The organism is Pseudomonas frederiksbergensis (assembly GCF_003732665.1).
Lineage (GTDB): Bacteria > Pseudomonadota > Gammaproteobacteria > Pseudomonadales > Pseudomonadaceae > Aquipseudomonas > Aquipseudomonas frederiksbergensis_G.
The window spans coordinates 1-16295 of sequence record NZ_MOBP01000003.1; the positions used below are offsets into that span (position 1 = coordinate 1).

20 protein-coding genes are annotated in these 16295 nt (G+C 59.8%); 12 read left to right on the top strand and 8 right to left on the bottom strand.

Annotated features, from left to right (window positions below):
- Positions 1-157 precede the first annotated feature (157 nt).
- The 5 genes from BK665_RS04125 to BK665_RS04145 form a co-directional block, all read right to left on the bottom strand.
- On the bottom strand, positions 158-529 hold the full coding sequence (locus BK665_RS04125; RefSeq protein ID WP_123403140.1) for a glutathione S-transferase N-terminal domain-containing protein: 372 nt from the start codon (positions 527-529) through the stop codon (positions 158-160).
- A gap of 104 nt (positions 530-633) precedes the next feature.
- A complete protein-coding gene (gene folE, locus BK665_RS04130) occupies positions 634-1179 on the bottom strand; it encodes a GTP cyclohydrolase I FolE (protein WP_003204506.1) in 546 nt (181 codons plus the stop codon).
- 77 nt (positions 1180-1256) lie between these two features.
- A complete protein-coding gene (locus BK665_RS04135) occupies positions 1257-1814 on the bottom strand; it encodes a Smr/MutS family protein (RefSeq protein ID WP_123403142.1) in 558 nt (185 codons plus the stop codon).
- An 86-nt stretch (positions 1815-1900) separates the two neighbouring features.
- Positions 1901-2221, bottom strand: a complete 321-nt coding sequence (locus BK665_RS04140; protein WP_123403144.1) for a hypothetical protein — start codon at positions 2219-2221, stop codon at positions 1901-1903.
- Positions 2222-2352: 131 nt separating this feature from the next.
- Positions 2353-2943 carry a cysteine hydrolase family protein gene (locus BK665_RS04145; protein ID WP_123403146.1) on the bottom strand — a complete coding sequence of 197 codons (591 nt, stop codon included), beginning with the start codon at positions 2941-2943 and terminating at the stop codon, positions 2353-2355.
- Positions 2944-3197: 254 nt separating this feature from the next.
- Between BK665_RS04145 and prmB the strand changes: the two genes are divergently transcribed.
- A complete protein-coding gene (prmB, locus tag BK665_RS04150; RefSeq protein ID WP_123403149.1) occupies positions 3198-4106 on the top strand; it encodes a 50S ribosomal protein L3 N(5)-glutamine methyltransferase in 909 nt (302 codons plus the stop codon).
- Between the two features lie 101 nt (positions 4107-4207).
- Here the strand turns inward: prmB and BK665_RS04155 are convergent, their stop codons facing one another.
- Together BK665_RS04155 and BK665_RS04160 are read right to left on the bottom strand one after the other, a co-directional pair.
- Complete coding sequence (locus BK665_RS04155) at positions 4208-4999, bottom strand: hypothetical protein (protein ID WP_123403150.1); 792 nt, start codon at positions 4997-4999, stop codon at positions 4208-4210.
- Positions 5000-5109: 110 nt separating this feature from the next.
- Positions 5110-6063, bottom strand: coding sequence for an alpha/beta hydrolase (locus BK665_RS04160; protein WP_123403152.1), 954 nt, complete (start codon positions 6061-6063; stop codon positions 5110-5112).
- Positions 6064-6192: 129 nt separating this feature from the next.
- On the opposite strand from BK665_RS04160, the gene aroC reads away from it, so the two are divergent.
- From aroC to mtnC, 5 genes are all read left to right on the top strand, one after another.
- Positions 6193-7284, top strand: coding sequence for a chorismate synthase (aroC, locus tag BK665_RS04165; protein WP_123403154.1), 1092 nt, complete (start codon positions 6193-6195; stop codon positions 7282-7284).
- Between the two features lie 34 nt (positions 7285-7318).
- Positions 7319-8464 (top strand): MFS transporter, encoded by a 1146-nt coding sequence (locus BK665_RS04170; protein WP_123403156.1) that lies wholly within the window; start codon positions 7319-7321, stop codon positions 8462-8464.
- The gene (locus tag BK665_RS04175) at positions 8461-9087 is read left to right on the top strand and encodes a methylthioribulose 1-phosphate dehydratase (RefSeq protein ID WP_123403159.1); all 627 of its coding nucleotides are present in this window, start codon (positions 8461-8463) and stop codon (positions 9085-9087) included. Before BK665_RS04170 ends, BK665_RS04175 begins: the two co-directional genes overlap by 4 nt.
- A gap of 93 nt (positions 9088-9180) precedes the next feature.
- Positions 9181-9726 (top strand): 1,2-dihydroxy-3-keto-5-methylthiopentene dioxygenase, encoded by a 546-nt coding sequence (locus BK665_RS04180; RefSeq protein ID WP_123403161.1) that lies wholly within the window; start codon positions 9181-9183, stop codon positions 9724-9726.
- Between the two features lie 4 nt (positions 9727-9730).
- Positions 9731-10414: an acireductone synthase gene (gene mtnC / locus BK665_RS04185; protein WP_123403163.1), complete on the top strand. Its 684-nt coding sequence runs from the start codon at positions 9731-9733 to the stop codon at positions 10412-10414.
- 183 nt (positions 10415-10597) lie between these two features.
- On the opposite strand, the gene BK665_RS04190 is transcribed toward mtnC, so the two are convergent.
- Positions 10598-10876, bottom strand: a complete 279-nt coding sequence (locus BK665_RS04190; RefSeq protein WP_123403165.1) for a DUF3509 domain-containing protein — start codon at positions 10874-10876, stop codon at positions 10598-10600.
- A gap of 343 nt (positions 10877-11219) precedes the next feature.
- Here BK665_RS04190 and BK665_RS04195 point away from each other — a divergent pair, with 343 nt between their 5' ends.
- The 6 genes from BK665_RS04195 to BK665_RS04225 all read left to right on the top strand — a co-directional run bounded on the left by BK665_RS04195 (position 11220) and on the right by BK665_RS04225 (position 16223).
- A complete protein-coding gene (locus BK665_RS04195; protein ID WP_123403167.1) occupies positions 11220-13046 on the top strand; it encodes a long-chain-acyl-CoA synthetase in 1827 nt (608 codons plus the stop codon).
- Positions 13047-13142: 96 nt separating this feature from the next.
- Positions 13143-13661, top strand: coding sequence for an ankyrin repeat domain-containing protein (locus BK665_RS04200; protein WP_123403169.1), 519 nt, complete (start codon positions 13143-13145; stop codon positions 13659-13661).
- Between the two features lie 155 nt (positions 13662-13816).
- Entirely contained in the window at positions 13817-14347 is a 531-nt protein-coding gene (locus BK665_RS04205; protein ID WP_123403171.1) for a hypothetical protein, read from the top strand.
- 71 nt (positions 14348-14418) lie between these two features.
- Complete coding sequence (locus BK665_RS04210) at positions 14419-14610, top strand: PLDc N-terminal domain-containing protein (RefSeq protein WP_123403173.1); 192 nt, start codon at positions 14419-14421, stop codon at positions 14608-14610.
- Between the two features lie 264 nt (positions 14611-14874).
- Positions 14875-15750 carry a polyamine aminopropyltransferase gene (gene speE, locus BK665_RS04220; RefSeq protein ID WP_123403175.1) on the top strand — a complete coding sequence of 292 codons (876 nt, stop codon included), beginning with the start codon at positions 14875-14877 and terminating at the stop codon, positions 15748-15750.
- A gap of 239 nt (positions 15751-15989) precedes the next feature.
- Entirely contained in the window at positions 15990-16223 is a 234-nt protein-coding gene (locus tag BK665_RS04225; protein WP_123403177.1) for a hypothetical protein, read from the top strand.
- The last annotated feature ends 72 nt before the right edge of the window (positions 16224-16295 follow it).

Consider the following 16295-nt stretch of genomic DNA (forward strand, 5'->3'; position numbering starts at 1 on the left):
CCTTAGGTAGATGCTCCTACATCATGGTCCAAAAACATTGAGCCACAACAGCCTCGCTCCTACGGGGGCGAGTTGACCCGATTATTCGCGTCCACCATCAATCCCTGTAGGAGCGAGGCTTGCCCGCGAAGAGGCCATCAATCACACCGAAAATCCATCAGGCGGCCGCAAACCGCTTATCCAGATAATCAATAATCACCTTGGACTCATACATCCAGGTGGTCTGGCCATTTTCTTCAATCCGCAGACACGGCACTTTGATTTTGCCGCCCTGGTCCAGCAGCGCCTGGCGATCCTGTTCGTTGTTCTTCGCATCGCGCAACGCCACCGGCACGTTCAAGCGGCGCAGGGTGCGGCGGGTTTTCACGCAGAACGGGCAGGCGTGGAACTGATACAGGGTCAGGTCCTTGGCAGCGTTGTTGACCTGGGCCTGAACCTCGGCCGGGCGCTGCTTTTTGCCCGGGCGGGTGATGAAGTCGATGAAGATGATCAGTTGGCCAAGGCCGACACGAAGCGCTTTTACGAACACGTTGAAAGCCTCACGGTGGGAATCAGGAAAGGCGCGCAGCTTACCTGATTTTTCACAGACGAAAAAAAACCGGCGATGAGCGCCGGTTTTTTTCGTACTGCGGATTACTTGATCAGGCTGAGAAACTCGCTGCGGGTCGCGGCGTTTTCCCGGAACTCACCGAGCATCACCGAGGTGATCATCGACGAATTCTGCTTCTCCACACCGCGCATCATCATGCACATGTGCTTGGCCTCGATCACCACTGCAACGCCCAAGGCGCCGGTGACTTGCTGGACCGCATCGGCGATCTGGCGGCTGAGGTTTTCCTGGATCTGCAGGCGGCGGGCGTACATATCGACGATCCGCGCGACTTTCGACAGCCCCAACACCTTGCCGCTCGGGATGTAGGCGACATGGGCCTTGCCGATAAACGGCAGCAGGTGGTGTTCGCACAACGAGTAGAGCTCGATGTCCTTGACCAGCACCATTTCGCTGTTGTCGGAGCTGAACAAGGCACCGTTGGTGACTTCTTCCAGTGTCTGTTCATAACCGCGGCAGAGGTACTGCATGGCTTTGGCGGCACGCTTTGGCGTGTCGAGCAGGCCCTCGCGGGACACGTCCTCGCCCAATTGGCCGAGAATCGCGGTGTAATTCTGTTCCAGGGACATGAAACTACCTGTGGGATTTTTCGCAAAGGGCAAGGGTACGGTGGCGGACACGGCGCTGCAAGCGTGGCGCGACAGCTTTACTCGTCACGACCTTCCATCATGGTGCGTTTGAGCAGTACATACACCGCGCCGGCGCCGCCGTGTTTCGGTTGGCACGAGGTGAAGCCAAGCACTTGGGAATGCTGGCGCAGCCAGGTGTTGACGTGGCTTTTGATCATTGGCCGCTTGCCGTCCAGGCGCACGGCTTTGCCGTGGGTGACGCGCACGCAGCGGATTTCGAATTTGGTCGCTTCGGCAAGAAAGGCCCAGAGAGTTTCCCGGGCCTTTTCCACATTCATGCCGTGCAGGTCGAGGCTGCCTTCGAACGGGATCTGGCCAATCTTGAGTTTGCGGATCTGGCTTTCCTGCACACCGTCGCGGGCCCACATCAACTCGTCTTCCGGGCCGACGTCGATCACGAACTGATCAGACAGGCCGTCAACGGTGGTGGCATCGGTGCGCACGGTGGCGGCCTGGCGCAGCTTGGCGATCTGGGCGCGGTCGCTTTTGGGTTTGCCGGTTTCGGCGCGATCGTGCTTGATCGGCTTGATGCCTTGGGTCGCACTTTTGAACAGGGAAAAATCGTCGTCTTGCATGTCAGCCTCCGCGAAGGAGGGCAGTTTACCCAAGTCGGGACGCGATCCATAACAATTGGGCCCGGCAAACTGCCGAGCCCAAGAATTCAGTCGTGTTTTTTCATCAAATGCGGGGACATGTTCAGCGCTTGCGATTGTCGCGAACGGCGACGGCAGCGACGCCACAGCCATACGCCGACGTACAGCACGAACAGGCCAATCACCAGAATCACTGCCGAACCGACCTTGTTGGTATTCAACTCGCCCAGGGCGGGCGCGTGGCCGAGCAGGCTGCCGACACCGGCCAGCGTCATCAATACGCCGAGCATCGCCAGCAGGGCGGCAATGGCTGCGCCGATTCGAAAACGCCAGTTGCTTTGGCCTTTGGGCCGCAAGCGGCGTGCATCAAAACCATCGGATAACTTCATTCCGACCTTCCTCAATGGGTATCGGCCCTTCGACCGGGAGTTGACCGGGATGTTCCTGAGGCTAAGGCAATTGCAGCAAATGAGAGGCTTTTGCGGATGAGCGGCGGCATGAACCGCTCATCGAGCGTCGATCAGATCAGATCGTGGGTCAGGGCGAGGGTGGCGAAGTTATCCGCCATGATCGCCATTTCGGTCTGCTGAACGTGCTCGGCGCTGAGTATTGAGCCCTTGTAAGGCAGGTCGCGGGTGGCACAGGCATCCTCCACCAGGGTGCAACGAAAGCCCAGGTTCTTCGCCGCGCGCACCGTGGTGCTGACGCTGGAGTGGCTCATGAAGCCGCAGACGATCAGGTCCAGGGAGCCAAGCTCTTGCAGGCGATCGTACAGCGTAGTGCCGTGGAACGCGCTCGGCAGGAGCTTGCCGATAATGGTTTCGTCAACCAGTGGCTCCAGGCCCGGGATGAATTCGCCGCGCTCGCCTTGCGGATCAAACAGCCCGCCGACAGTGCCGAGGTGACGTACATGCACGATCGGCCGGCCGGCTGCGCGGGCAGCGGCCACGATTTGCTTGATGTTCGCGACGGCAGCCTCCATGCCACTCAGGGCCAGCGGACCGCTGAGGTATTCTTTCTGGGCATCGATGATGATGAGGGTCGCCTGGCTCAGTTTGGCCGCCGGGTAACCGCGACCGCTGAGTTGAAACATCGTTTGTGGAACGGACATTCTGGGGCTCCTTGGAGTGGGGCTTTTGCGACATTGTCCTCTGGCTGAGCGGTTCTGTGAATCGCTACCATCGTAGGCACCGTCGTTGCTGGCTTGCAGCCTTGTCAAGATACTCATTCTGTTCAATAGCCAACCGAAAAAATGGATGAGTCCTACATCTGATCCGGTGTTTTTCCTGCGTCGTCGTGGCGCGTTTTGGCTGTTAGAATCGCCAGTCGTTTTGTTTGCCAGCCGTTTTATTTGGAGTTGCCGCTGTGATCACTTCCCGCCTTCGTACCCTGCGTGACCATATCCGTTGGGCCGTCAGCCGCTTCCATGGGGAGGATCTGTTTTTCGGCCATGGCACCGACAATGCCTGGGACGAAGCCCGGCAACTGGTGTTGGGTGCGTTGCACCTGCCGTGGGAAATTGCCGACAGCTATCTGGACTGCAATCTGGAAGACGATGAGCTGGTCAATCTGCAACGCTTGCTCAAGCGCCGCATCGAGGAGCGCATTCCCACCGCTTACCTGTTGGGCGAGGCGTGGTTTTGTGGCATGTCGTTCATCGTCGACGAGCGCGTGCTGATCCCGCGTTCACCGATTGGCGAGCTGATCGAAAAACGCTTTGCGCCGTGGCTGGGCAGCGATCCGGTGCGGATTCTTGACCTGTGCACCGGTTCCGGTTGCATCGGTATCGCGTGCGCCTACGAATTCCAGGACGCCGAAGTGGTGCTGGCGGACCTGTCGTTCGAAGCGCTGGAAGTGGCCAACCAGAACATCGAGCGTCATGGTGTCGATGAGCGGGTGTACACGGTTCAGGGCGATGGTTTCGATGGCTTGCCGGGTCAACGTTTCGACCTGATCGTGTCGAACCCGCCCTACGTCGATGCGGAAGATTTTGCTGACATGCCGGACGAATACCAGCACGAACCGGAACTGGGCCTGGCCTGCGGTGATGATGGTTTGAACCTGGTGCGGCGGATGCTCGCCGAAGCGGCGAATCACCTGACCGAGAAGGGTTTGTTGATTGTCGAAGTGGGCAACAGCCAGGTGCACGTCGAAGCGCTGTACCCGGAAGTCGACTTCGCCTGGCTCGATTTCGAGCGCGGTGGGCATGGGGTGTTCATGTTGACGGCGGAGCAGTGCCGGGATCATCAGGCCGTGTTTGCTTCCCGTGTTTAACCGTTAGGACGCTTTCGCGAGCAAGCCCGCTCCCACAGGAGAACGCATTCCAATGTGGGAGCGGGCTTGCTCGCGAATGGGCGCGCCTCGGTCCTGGATCTTTACCGGTGCGTCGCAATCCAGATCAACAACCCCGCCTGAAACACCGCAAACGCCACCAGGCACGTAATCGTAAACCGCAGCCCAGCGTCTTCACGCTTGTACTTGCTGACCTTTTCTTCGTGCTTCTTGAGCTTCACTTCCTGCTCGGCCAGGTTCTGTTCAGCCTGCTGCAACATCTGCGCGGCTTCGAGAATTTCCACCTGTTGCAGCTTTTCTTTATTCCAGTCAGCCAGCAGATCGCCGACCAGCACCTCTTTGACGCTGCCCTTCAAATGCTGGGCATCGGCGTACGCCACTTCAAAACCGTGCACCCGCAAAAAGTGATCGCGACGCAGGCGAGTGTCTTCGTTCAGCGCGTCCTTGTTGTTCAGGTCGGTGCCGTCGACGGTGTAGGTGGGCCAGCGTTTTTTCGCCCAGGTGATGCCCTGGGCTGCCAGGTAGCGGCCGATGCCACGGTTCATCGGTTCGATCTGCAAACCGCTGGCCGGGCCGAAATGCACGCGTTTGGTGTCGTGATCGACCCAGATATCCAGATGATTCTGCTCTTTGCGCACCCGCTGGCCCGGCAGCGAAATGGTCATGCGCATCAGGCTGCGTTCCTTGCTGTTGCGCTCGGCGTAACCGAACTCGACAAAGCGCAGCGGCCGGCCACCGGTGTTGCGGTCGGTCTGCAACGGCGCCAGGCGGAGCATCTTGTGGTGCTCGACGTGGACGTCCGCCCACGGCAGCTCGACCGCTGGCGGTGTGTCTTGTTCAGCGGTGGTGTCGGGTGAAGTCGGGGTATCAGTCATAACGGCGAGATCCTGTCCAAGCGCTGCTTGCCGCCAGTCATAGCGCTGGCGACAAAGGCTTATCGGCCGTTTTTCGAAGGACTAGAGGGCAAACAGCGCTTAAACAGCGCTTAACTGGAGCGAAGTCCGTCAATAAACCCGAGGATGCGTGAGCCAAGTTCGGCGGCCAGGGGCAAATTCGGATCCTTGTAGGAAGCCAATTGCCGTTTCACGTCGTTGGGCACGATGCGCATCACGTGGTTCATGCCTTCAATCACCGCCAGTTCAGCGTCGGGCTTGGCTTCCTTGAGCAACTTGGCGTCACCCACCCCGACCTGAATATCGCTGGTGCCCTGGATGATCAGCGCCGGCATTTTCAACCGGGCGAAAGCGGCCGCCGGGTCCTGGCGGAACAGCGAAATCAGGTACGGCTGCACGCTCGGGCGAAAAATCACCTGCAACTGCGGCGGCACGTTGTCGTCGGTGTGACCGGCCTTGAGGCTGTCGAGCAGTTCATTACTGCGCAGCATCAGCGGCGGCGGCAGGCGATTGGCCAATTGCTGGCGCAGCACCTGATCCACTGGCCGGGCGCTGCCGGACATGGAAATCACCGCGGCCGCATCAACGCTCGGCGCCGCCAGGGTGGCGATCAAGGCGCCTTCGCTGTGGCCGAGCAGAATCAATTTTCCAAAACGCGGATCGGTCTTGAGCTTGCGGCTCCAGGCCTCGGCGTCGGCCACATAGGCTTCCACCGACAGATTGCGCTCGTCCGGGGTCGCGGCCAGGCTCGCCGCCACACCGCGCTTGTCGTAGCGCACGCTGGCGATGTTGTGTTTGGCCAGCACCCAGGCCAGGCGCTTGAGGCTGTCGTTGCGCCCGCCGTCGGGGTTGTTTCCGTCACGATCCGTAGGACCGGAGCCGGAAATGATCAGGACAACCGGCACCGGCGTGTCGGATTTGGGCAGCAGCAAGGAGCCGAAAAGCTCTCCGGTGCCGGTATCCAAAGTGATCGGTCGTTGTAGGACTGTCGCCTGAACGAAGCCGGTAAAGAGGGTAAGACTCAAGGCCAGAACTCGCAGCATCATCACGCCATCATGAACAAGGTGCCGGTTGGACTCGCGGACACCGGTAAGGTTCGAGGATGAACTACTTGGGTTGCCTGCGTATACTGGCGCGCATTACGTATTCAGGTTCGATTTCACGGAGCGTCCCGCATGTCCGGCAATACCTACGGCAAGCTGTTCACTGTCACCACCGCTGGCGAAAGCCATGGTCCGGCGTTGGTCGCCATTGTCGACGGCTGCCCGCCGGGTCTGGAGATTTCCCTGGAGGATCTGCAGCGTGACCTTGACCGCCGCAAGCCCGGCACCAGCCGTCACACCACCCAGCGCCAGGAAGCCGACGAAGTCGAAATCCTCAGCGGCGTGTTCGAAGGCCGCACCACCGGTTGCGCCATCGGCCTGTTGATCCGCAACACTGACCAGAAGTCCAAGGACTACTCGGCGATCAAGGATCTGTTCCGCCCGGCCCACGCCGACTACACCTACCACCACAAATACGGCGAACGCGATTACCGCGGCGGCGGTCGTAGCTCGGCGCGGGAAACCGCGATGCGCGTGGCGGCGGGGGCGATTGCCAAGAAATACCTGGCCAGCCAGGGCATCGTCATTCGTGGCTACATGAGCCAGCTCGGCCCGATCGAGATCCCGTTCAAGACCTGGGATTCGGTGGAAGACAACGCGTTCTTCAGCCCTGACCCGGACAAGGTGCCGGAACTGGAAGCCTATATGGACCAGTTGCGCCGCGACCAGGATTCGGTCGGCGCCAAGATCACCGTCGTGGCTGAGGGCGTGATGCCTGGCCTCGGCGAGCCGATCTTCGACCGCCTCGACGCCGAACTGGCCCACGCGCTGATGAGCATCAACGCGGTCAAAGGCGTGGAAATCGGCGCCGGTTTTGCCAGCGTCGCCCAACGCGGCACCGAACACCGTGATGAAATGACCCCGGAAGGTTTCCTCAGCAACAACGCTGGCGGCATTCTCGGTGGCATCTCCTCGGGCCAGCCAATCGTCGCGCACCTGGCGCTGAAGCCAACATCAAGCATCACCACGCCGGGCCGTTCCATCGACATCCATGGCAACCCGGTGGACGTGATCACCAAGGGCCGTCATGACCCGTGCGTCGGCATTCGTGCCACGCCGATTGCCGAAGCGATGATGGCCATCGTGCTGATGGATCACCTGCTGCGTCATCGCGGGCAGAACGCCGATGTGCGAGTGAGCACGCCGGTGTTGGGCCAGCTTTAATGGCTCACCGCACAGTCGCCGGGGTCTGAAGACCTTGGCGGCGCTCCCGTACTGGCGGCTCTCCAGTTTCTATCTGTTCTATTTCGCCTTGCTCGGTTCGACGGCGCCATTTCTGGCGCTGTACTTCGATCACCTGGGCTTTTCCAGCGCGCGTATCGGCGAGCTGGTGGCGATCCCGATGCTGATGCGCTGCGTGGCGCCGAACATCTGGGGCTGGCTCGGCGACTACACCGGACGACGCCTGGCCATCGTGCGATTCGGCGCAGTCTGCACGCTGCTGACGTTCTCGCTGATCTTCGTCAGCAAAACCTACGCCTGGCTGGCGATGGTCATGGCTTTGCATGCGTTCTTCTGGCACGCGGTATTGCCGCAATTTGAAGTCATCACCCTGGCGCACCTCAAGGGTCAGACCTCCCGTTACAGTCAGATCCGTTTGTGGGGCTCCATCGGTTTCATCATCACCGTGGTTGCCCTCGGGCGGGTCTTCGAATGGCTGAGCCTGGACATCTACCCCGTGGCGCTGGTGCTGATCATGGCCGGGATTGTTGTCAGCAGTTTGTGGGTGCCGAACGCGCAACCGGTGCAGAGCGAACGAGTGACCGGGGAGGGCTTCCTCAAGCAGTTGCGCAGCCCTGGGGTGTTGGCGTTTTACGGGTGTGTGGCGCTGATGCAGATGAGCCACGGGCCGTATTACACCTTTCTGACCTTGCATCTGGAACATCTCGGTTACAGCCGTGGCGTGATCGGCATGCTCTGGGCCGTGGGTGTCGTCGCGGAAGTCCTGATGTTCCTGGCCATGAGCAAAATCCTCGCGCGCTTCTCGGTGCGCCGGGTATTGCTGGCGAGTTTTCTGCTGGCGGCCCTGCGCTGGTTGCTGCTAGGTTCGTTCGCTGAATTTCTCTGGGTGCTGCTGTTTGCCCAGGTACTGCACGCCGCGACGTTCGGCAGCTTTCACGCGGCTGCCATCCAGTTCGTGCAACGTAGTTTCGGCGCTCGTCAGCAAGGCCAGGGCCAGGCGTTGTACGCGGCACTGGCCGGCACCGGCGGCGCACTCGGCGCGTTGTATTCCGGCTACAGCTGGAATGCCCTCGGCGCCACATTGACCTTTAGTATCGCCAGCCTCGCAGCCTTCGCGGCTGCCGTTATCATCGCCACACGTATGCAAGAGGACCGGCCATGAGCCTTACCCGAGAACACCTCGCCCAGGAAATCATCGACGCCGGGCGTTTTTTGTATGGTCGCGGCTGGTCGCCGGCCACCAGCAGCAATTATTCGACGCGGCTGTCGCCCACCGAAGCGCTGCTGACCGTGTCCGGCAAGCACAAAGGCCAGCTCGGCCTCGACGATGTGCTGGCCACCGACCTCGCGGGTAACAGCCTGGAACCGGGCAAGAAGCCGTCCGCCGAAACCTTGTTGCACACCCAGCTCTATAGCTGGCGCCCCGAGATCGGTGCGGTGCTTCACACCCATTCGGTGAATGCCACGGTGCTGTCGCGCCTGACGCCGCAAGCCTTCATCGAATTCGAAGACTACGAGCTGCAAAAAGCCTTCAGCGGTGTCTCCACCCACGAGTCGTTGGTGCGGGTGCCGATTTTCGACAATGATCAGGATATTGCGCGCCTCGCCGCCAAGGTGCAGCCTTGGCTCGACGCCCATCCCGATTGCGTCGGCTACCTGATTCGTGGCCATGGCCTCTACACCTGGGGCGCGCGCATGAGCGACGCCCTGCGCCAGATCGAGGCCTTTGAATTTTTGTTCGAGTGCGAGTTGAAGACCCGCAGCGTCATGAACCGCCAAGGCTGACTTCACCAGAAGTAGCCTATTTGCCTGATGAAACGCCGCGCCCGACCGGTCTGAAAGAACCGGACGGCGCGGTCGAAACCGAGGAATTGCCCCATGAGCAGCCTGTCCGTTTATCACGTTTCAAGCCCGGAAATACCGAACAAGGTCCTGACCCACTTCGAAGACATCGCCTCGACCCTGGCCGAACAGGGCGTGCGTTTCGACCGCTGGCAAGCCACCGCGAAAATCCAGCCCGGCGCCAGCCAGGAAGAAGTGATCGCCGCGTACCAGGAACAGATCGACAAACTGATGACCGAACGCGGCTACATCACCGTCGATGTGATCAGCCTGAACAGCGACCACCCGCAAAAAGCCGAACTGCGGGCCAAGTTCCTCGACGAGCACCGCCATGCTGAAGACGAAGTACGATTTTTCGTCGCCGGCCGTGGGCTGTTTACCCTGCACATCGACGATTACGTCTACGCCGTGCTCTGCGAGAAAAATGACCTGATCTCGGTGCCGGCAGGCACGCCGCATTGGTTCGACATGGGCGAGCATCCGCATTTCGTGGCGATCCGTTTGTTCAACAACCCCGAAGGCTGGGTCGCCAAGTTCACCGGCGAAGACATCGCCAACCGCTTCCCGCGTCTTGAGGACTGATTGAATGCCGATCAAAGCGATTCTCACCGACATCGAAGGCACCACCAGCGCGGTGAGTTTTGTGTTCGACGTGTTGTTTCCCTACGCCGCCAAACACCTGCCGGACTTTGTTCGCCAGCACGCCGCACGGGCGGATGTCGCTGAGCAACTGGACGCCGTGCGCCGGGACAGCAATGAACCCGAGGCCGACGTTGAGCGCGTCATTGGCATCCTGCTGGGCTGGATTGCCGAAGACCGCAAAGCCACGCCACTCAAGGCCTTGCAAGGCATGGTCTGGGAGCAGGGTTATCAGGCCGGGCAGTTGAAGGGCCATGTTTACCCGGATGCCGTTGAAGCGCTGAAGCGCTGGCACCAGAACGGTTTTCAACTGTTTGTGTATTCCTCGGGCTCGATCCAGGCACAGAAGCTGATCTTCGGCTGCTCGGACGCGGGGGACTTGTCGCCGCTGTTCAGTGGCTACTTCGACACCACGTCGGGACCCAAGCGTGAGGCGCAATCTTACGAACGCATCACCCAGGTAATCGGGTTGGAAGCGGGGCAGATTCTGTTCCTGTCCGATATCGTCGAAGAACTGGACGCGGCGGGTGCTGCAGGCATGGCGACGTGCGGGTTGGCGCGGGAGGGCGGCGAGTTGGCGGGGCATGTGACGGTCGACAGCTTTGCGCGGATCAACCCCGCCGCCATGTAACCCACATAACCTGTAGGAGCGAGGCTTGCCCGCGAAGGCGTCGGATCAGCCAACATCTATATCGACTGACACACCGCCTTCGCGGGCAAGCCTCGCTCCTACAGGGGACTGCGTGACTCCAGAAACAACTCAGGCCGTGAAGCGAAAGCTGTCACGGCCTGTTTGTTTAAAGCGTCGAACGATTTACACCGAATGATAGGTCGGCAAAGCAAACCGTTGCTGGCTCTGCAGCATGGAAATCTGTGGCAATTCGCTGGCCTGTTCAGCCAGGTCACGACGGATCGCGCTGATCACCCACGACAGTTGGTCGCCAGCATGCAATTGCTGGTAGGAAATCGAGCGTTTAAAGACTTTGCCTTCGGTACTGCGCAGCGTCAGCAGGATGCCACCGTCAGGGCGTGCCTGGGTGGTCACGTCGAAGTTGGAGAACAGCGAAGTAAATTTTTCTTGGATCAGGCTCATGTCTATCAGCTCCGTTAGCGCTTAATTAGCAAGCATGGAGAGGTAGTTGCAGCGATTGTGCCAGCACTGAACTTTTTAAAAGTTGTTATAAATCAACAAGTTATTTATATGATGGTTTTTTACTTTCGTGCAATCTGCATGAATGGCCATCGTGCATCCTGCATTTTGCGTGGTCACGCACGATTGGATGGAACGAATGGCGCAGCCAGGGATCACCCTTGCCCAGGTATCCAGGGCGGATACAAAACATTGCAAAAACCGCGTGTACAGCTCCAGAACGGCTGACGTATTTTCGGGCTCAATCAACGCCGCCCGACAATAAGAAAACCGACCGGGAGCCACCATGAGCGACACGATTACCTGGGGCATGATGCTCCGCAAATTGCCGACCATTGCCAAAGCCATTCCCCGCGTGGTGAAGGGCATGAAGGTCGCCAACGTCAAGGATCCGACCCAACCGTGTGGCCTCGGCTGGACCTTCGAGCAGGCAACCTTGCGCAACCCCGATGGCCTCGCCTTGCTGCAAGACGCGGTGGCGCTGACGTACACCCAGGTCAACCAGTGGGCCAATCGCATCGCCCATCACCTGATCAGCCAAGGCATCGGCAAGGGCGACGTGGTGGCGGTCTTCATTGAGAACCGTCCGGAATTGCTGGTGACAATCCTGGCGGTGGCCAAGGTTGGCGGCATCAGTGCCTTGCTCAATACCTCGCAAACCCGCGACGCCTTGACCCACAGTCTCGTCCTGGTGGCGCCGGCGGCGATCATTGTCGGCGAGGAACTGGTGCCCGCGTTTTCGGCGGTGCGTCAGCGGGTTTCCATCCCGGCGCAACGCACCTGGTTCGTCGCCGATCGCGACACTTACAGCTATCCGGGCATTTCGCCCGACAGCTTTATCAACCTGATGATGGCCAGCGCCGACGCCCCGGATCACAACCCGGCCAGCAGTCAGCAGGTGTTCTGCGACGACACCTGCTTCTATATCTACACCTCCGGGACCACCGGGCTGCCCAAGGCCGGCGTGTTCAAGCACGGGCGCTGGATGCGCAGCTCTGCCAGTTTCGGCATGATCGCCCTGGATATGCAGCCGCAAGATGTCGTGTATTGCACCTTGCCGCTGTATCACGCCACCGGGCTGTGTGTGTGCTGGGGCTCGGCCATCAGCGGCGCCTCGGGATTCGCCATTCGCCGCAAGTTCAGCGCCAGTCAGTTCTGGAGCGATGTGCGCAAGTACCACGCGACCACCCTTGGTTACGTCGGCGAACTGTGCCGCTACCTGGTGGATCAACCGGCCAGCGCCGATGACAATCGGCACGGCGTGACCAAGATGATCGGCAATGGCTTGCGTCCCGGGGCGTGGCGCGAGTTCAAGACGCGCTTCGGCGTCAGCCACATCTGCGAGCTGTACGCGGCCAGCGACGGCAACATCGGTTTCAGTAACATCCTCAACTTCGATAACACCATCGGTTTTTCCCTGATGTCCTGGGAGCTGGTGGCGTATGACCACGACAGCGGCGCGCCGCTTCGCAATGCCAAGGGCTTGATGAGCAAAGTGGCCAAGGGCGGGCAGGGCTTGTTGCTGGCGAAAATCGACGACAAGGCGCCGCTGGACGGCTACACCGATCCGCAAAAGACCGAGAAAGTCGTACTCCACGATGTGTTCGCCAAGGGCGACCGCTACTTCAACACCGGCGACCTGCTGCGCAATATCGGTTTCGGTCACGCGCAGTTTGTCGATCGCCTGGGCGACACCTACCGCTGGAAGGGCGAGAACGTCTCGACCACCGAAGTCGAAAACGTCCTGTTGAAACACCCGAACATTTGCGAGGCGGTGGCTTACGGCGTGGAAATCCGCAACACCAACGGCCGCGCCGGGATGGCGGCGATCACACCGGCCGAGTCCCTGGCGACCCTGGATTTCAGCGAACTGCTGAGTTTCGCCCGCCAGCAAATGCCTGCCTACGCCGTGCCCCTGTTCCTGCGGGTGAAGGTGAAAATGGAAACCACCGGCACCTTCAAATACCAGAAGACCCGACTCAAGGACGAAGCCTTCGACCCGGACAAGACCGGCGATGACCCGATCTACGCCTGGCTGCCGGGCACCCAGACCTACGTGCAAGTCACCGGGCAGGTGCTGGCCGATATTCACGGCGGCAAGTACCGCTATTGAATCTGGCTATGGCTGCCCTTTAGAAAAAAGGAGTGACAGGCACCGGGGCGCTCGGGAAACTGTCGGCTTTCCGATTGACCGAATAGAGAGTCCCCCATGTCAGACCAAAGCCGCCAGATGACGCCCGAAGAAGCTGCCGAATTCGCCGAACAGGTGTTCAACAAAGCGCGGGAGGGCGATGCGGCCATGATGGCGGCGCTGCTGACCAAAGGCCTGCCGCCGAACCTGCGTAACCACAAGGGCGACACCTTGCTGATGCTCGCCGCGTACCACGGCCACGTCGAGACCGTGAAAGTGCTGCTGGAACACAAGGCCGACCCGGAAATCCGCAACGACAACGGCCAGAGCCCGATTGCCGGCGCCGCGTTCAAGGGCGACCTGGCGGTGGTCAAGGCGTTGGTTGATGGCGGGGCGCAAGTGGAAGGCTCGTCGTTCGACGGCCGCACGGCGCTGATGATGGCGGCGATGTTCAACCGCGTAGAAATCGTTGATTACCTGATCAGCAAAGGAGCTGATCCGAAGGCCAAGGATGCCAATGGCGTATCGGCGCTGGATGCGGCCAAAACCATGGGCGCCGTAGACACCACTGCTCAATTGCAGAAATTGCTGGCGTGACCCTGTAGGAGCGAGGCTTGCCCGCGAAGGCGTCAGCAAATTCAACATCGACGTTGACAGACACACCGCCTTCGCGGGCAAGCCTCGCTCCTACAAGGTAAATGGAGGTATCCTTCGCGCCCTCAAAATTTCCCCTCGCTACAGGATCCATCCCCATGAAAACCGCACTCGTCGAACTCATCAGCAAAATCAGCTCCGGGTGCATGGGCGAAGACGAAATCCTGAAGATCGCTGACGAAGCGGCCCAGGCCTTCGCTGATCCCGAGGCTTTCCTGGCGGCCAATCCGGACATTAACTACGACGACACCTTCCCGATGCCATTGGGCGAATGGGTCGTTGTCGGCAGCCTGCCGGAAACCGTGCTGTTCCAGGCTGACACCTACGTTGACCTGTTCGCCCAGATCGTCGCTTCGTTCGGCCCCGGTGTGGACTTCAACATCAAGCCCAAGCAACTGGCCAAGACCGAAGCCCTGACCGCGCTCAACCGCATTCAGGTGCAGATGGGCAGCATGAACAAGGAAAAAGGCGGCTACACCCTGATGAACTTCAGCCAGTTGCTCGACGACGAACTGCAAGTGGTGCTGGTCTACGGCAACGACGTGCCCCGCGTGCTTGAGTTGTGCGCCCAGGTTGGCATCGCCGCCGCACCTTCCCTGGAAGCCCTGAAAGTGGCTATCCACGTTTAACACAATAAAACGGAACCCTCCCGAGGGCCGGCTATCCTAAGACTGCATGCCACTTTCTTGGGAGCAACACTATGGGTTCCAGTTTCAACGGTCTGGTTGGCCTGATCATTCTTGCCCTGGACATCTGGGCCATCATCAACGTGCTGAAAAGCGGCGCCGAAACCGGGATGAAGATCATCTGGGTGCTGCTGATCCTGCTGCTGCCGGTGCTGGGCCTGATCATCTGGGCCATCGCCGGGCCACGGGGGAATGTCAGGATCTGACGCCTTCCTGAAGGTCCACACTTTCCCTGTGGGAGCGGGCTTGCTCGCGAAAGCGGTGTATCAGTCAAAATAAACATCAACTGACACGACGCCTTCGCGAGCAAGCCCGCTCCCACAAGGGATTGCGGCACGTCATCACGTGACGTTCGACCTGTCATGTTCCGCAACGTAGAATGCGCGCCTTTGCCGGGCAATCGAGCCTTTCGATTGGCCATCATGGGCGGGTAACCGTCCGTTGCCGCCGCATTCATCGGAGCACTTCCCATGACCACCACCAAAACCAGCGAATACCTGGAAACCCTCTACGAAGGTTACGGCCAGCGTTTTCGCATGGAAAAACTGCTGCACGAAGTGCGCACCGAACACCAACACCTGGTGATCTTCGAAAACCCGCGCATGGGCCGGGTCATGGCGCTGGACGGTGTGATCCAGACCACCGAAGCCGACGAATTCATCTACCACGAAATGCTCACCCACGTGCCGATCCTCGCCCATGGCTCCGCCAAGCGCGTGCTGATCATCGGCGGTGGCGACGGCGGCATGTTGCGTGAAGTGGCCAAGCACGGCAGCGTCGAGCACATCACCATGGTCGAGATCGACGGCACCGTGGTCGACATGTGCAAGGAGTTCCTGCCGAACCACTCCAAGGGTGCATACGACGACCCACGGTTGAACCTGGTGATCGACGACGGCATGCGTTTCGTTGCCACCACCGCTGAAAAATTCGACGTGATCATTTCCGACTCCACCGACCCGATCGGGCCGGGCGAAGTGTTGTTCTCGGAAAACTTCTACCAGGCCTGCCACCGTTGCCTGAACGAAGGCGGCATCCTGGTGACGCAGAACGGTACGCCATTCATGCAACTGGGCGAAGTGCAAACCACCGCCGGGCGCCTGCGCAGCCTGTTTCCGGACTGGCACTTCTACCAGGCGGCCGTGCCGACCTACATCGGCGGCGCCATGACGTTTGCCTGGGGCGCGACCAATACCGCGTATCGCAAGTTGTCCCGCGAAACCCTGCAACAGCGCTTCGCCGGCAGCGGCATCATCACCCGCTACTACAACCCGGAAATCCACATCGGCGCGTTCGCCATGCCGCAATACGTGCTGAACGCGATCAACAAGCCAAGCAACGACTGAAGCCGACGCGTAATCCCCTGAATAACGCGTAACCCCTGTAGGAGCGAAGCTTGCTCGCGAAAGCGGTGTATCAGTTAAAACATATGTCGACTGGTACACCGCCTTCGCGAGCAAGCTTTGCTCCTACAGGGGTTTTGTGTTTTTTCATGAGTCAGCGCCGCAATCCGTTTGAACGATCAGTCAGGCCAAAAGTCCAGATAGTTGTAAGCCCATTTGCGGGTTTGATCGAGGAGGCACTGATGCAAAAGTGGAAAATCACTTTCGTGGATGATCACGGCGAAACGCTCGATGAAGTCTTTGAGTGCGACGAGTGCCCGGATAACGAGCACGCGGCCAAACTCATCAAGGCCCGGCTTTTGCCTGTCGCTGCCGAACTGGATCTGAACGATCTGGAAGGGCGAACCGCTGATGCTTGCGTTAAAAGTCTCAAGACCCAGAACAGCATTCAAATCCTCGGCATTACTCCTGTCTGAACCTCACCTGTCTCTTTCACAACCAGACCTTGGCAGCGGCTCCGAGATGGGGCTACTCTGCAAGCGAGATCA

What these genes read in the sequence shown, in the direction of transcription:
- folE (WP_003204506.1), bottom strand. Translation starts at nt 1,179, where the DNA reads ATGTCCCTGGAACAGAATTACACCGCGATTCTCGGCCAATTGGGCGAG.
- BK665_RS04135 (WP_123403142.1), bottom strand. Translation starts at nt 1,814, where the DNA reads ATGCAAGACGACGATTTTTCCCTGTTCAAAAGTGCGACCCAAGGCATC.
- BK665_RS04140 (WP_123403144.1), bottom strand. Translation starts at nt 2,221, where the DNA reads ATGAAGTTATCCGATGGTTTTGATGCACGCCGCTTGCGGCCCAAAGGC.
- BK665_RS04145 (WP_123403146.1), bottom strand. Translation starts at nt 2,943, where the DNA reads ATGTCCGTTCCACAAACGATGTTTCAACTCAGCGGTCGCGGTTACCCG.
- BK665_RS04155 (WP_123403150.1), bottom strand. Translation starts at nt 4,999, where the DNA reads ATGACTGATACCCCGACTTCACCCGACACCACCGCTGAACAAGACACA.
- BK665_RS04160 (WP_123403152.1), bottom strand. Translation starts at nt 6,063, where the DNA reads ATGATGCTGCGAGTTCTGGCCTTGAGTCTTACCCTCTTTACCGGCTTC.
- aroC (WP_123403154.1), top strand. Translation starts at nt 6,193, where the DNA reads ATGTCCGGCAATACCTACGGCAAGCTGTTCACTGTCACCACCGCTGGC.
- BK665_RS04175 (WP_123403159.1), top strand. Translation starts at nt 8,461, where the DNA reads ATGAGCCTTACCCGAGAACACCTCGCCCAGGAAATCATCGACGCCGGG.
- BK665_RS04180 (WP_123403161.1), top strand. Translation starts at nt 9,181, where the DNA reads ATGAGCAGCCTGTCCGTTTATCACGTTTCAAGCCCGGAAATACCGAAC.
- mtnC (WP_123403163.1), top strand. Translation starts at nt 9,731, where the DNA reads ATGCCGATCAAAGCGATTCTCACCGACATCGAAGGCACCACCAGCGCG.
- BK665_RS04190 (WP_123403165.1), bottom strand. Translation starts at nt 10,876, where the DNA reads ATGAGCCTGATCCAAGAAAAATTTACTTCGCTGTTCTCCAACTTCGAC.
- BK665_RS04195 (WP_123403167.1), top strand. Translation starts at nt 11,220, where the DNA reads ATGAGCGACACGATTACCTGGGGCATGATGCTCCGCAAATTGCCGACC.
- BK665_RS04200 (WP_123403169.1), top strand. Translation starts at nt 13,143, where the DNA reads ATGTCAGACCAAAGCCGCCAGATGACGCCCGAAGAAGCTGCCGAATTC.
- BK665_RS04205 (WP_123403171.1), top strand. Translation starts at nt 13,817, where the DNA reads ATGAAAACCGCACTCGTCGAACTCATCAGCAAAATCAGCTCCGGGTGC.
- BK665_RS04210 (WP_123403173.1), top strand. Translation starts at nt 14,419, where the DNA reads ATGGGTTCCAGTTTCAACGGTCTGGTTGGCCTGATCATTCTTGCCCTG.
- speE (WP_123403175.1), top strand. Translation starts at nt 14,875, where the DNA reads ATGACCACCACCAAAACCAGCGAATACCTGGAAACCCTCTACGAAGGT.
- BK665_RS04225 (WP_123403177.1), top strand. Translation starts at nt 15,990, where the DNA reads ATGCAAAAGTGGAAAATCACTTTCGTGGATGATCACGGCGAAACGCTC.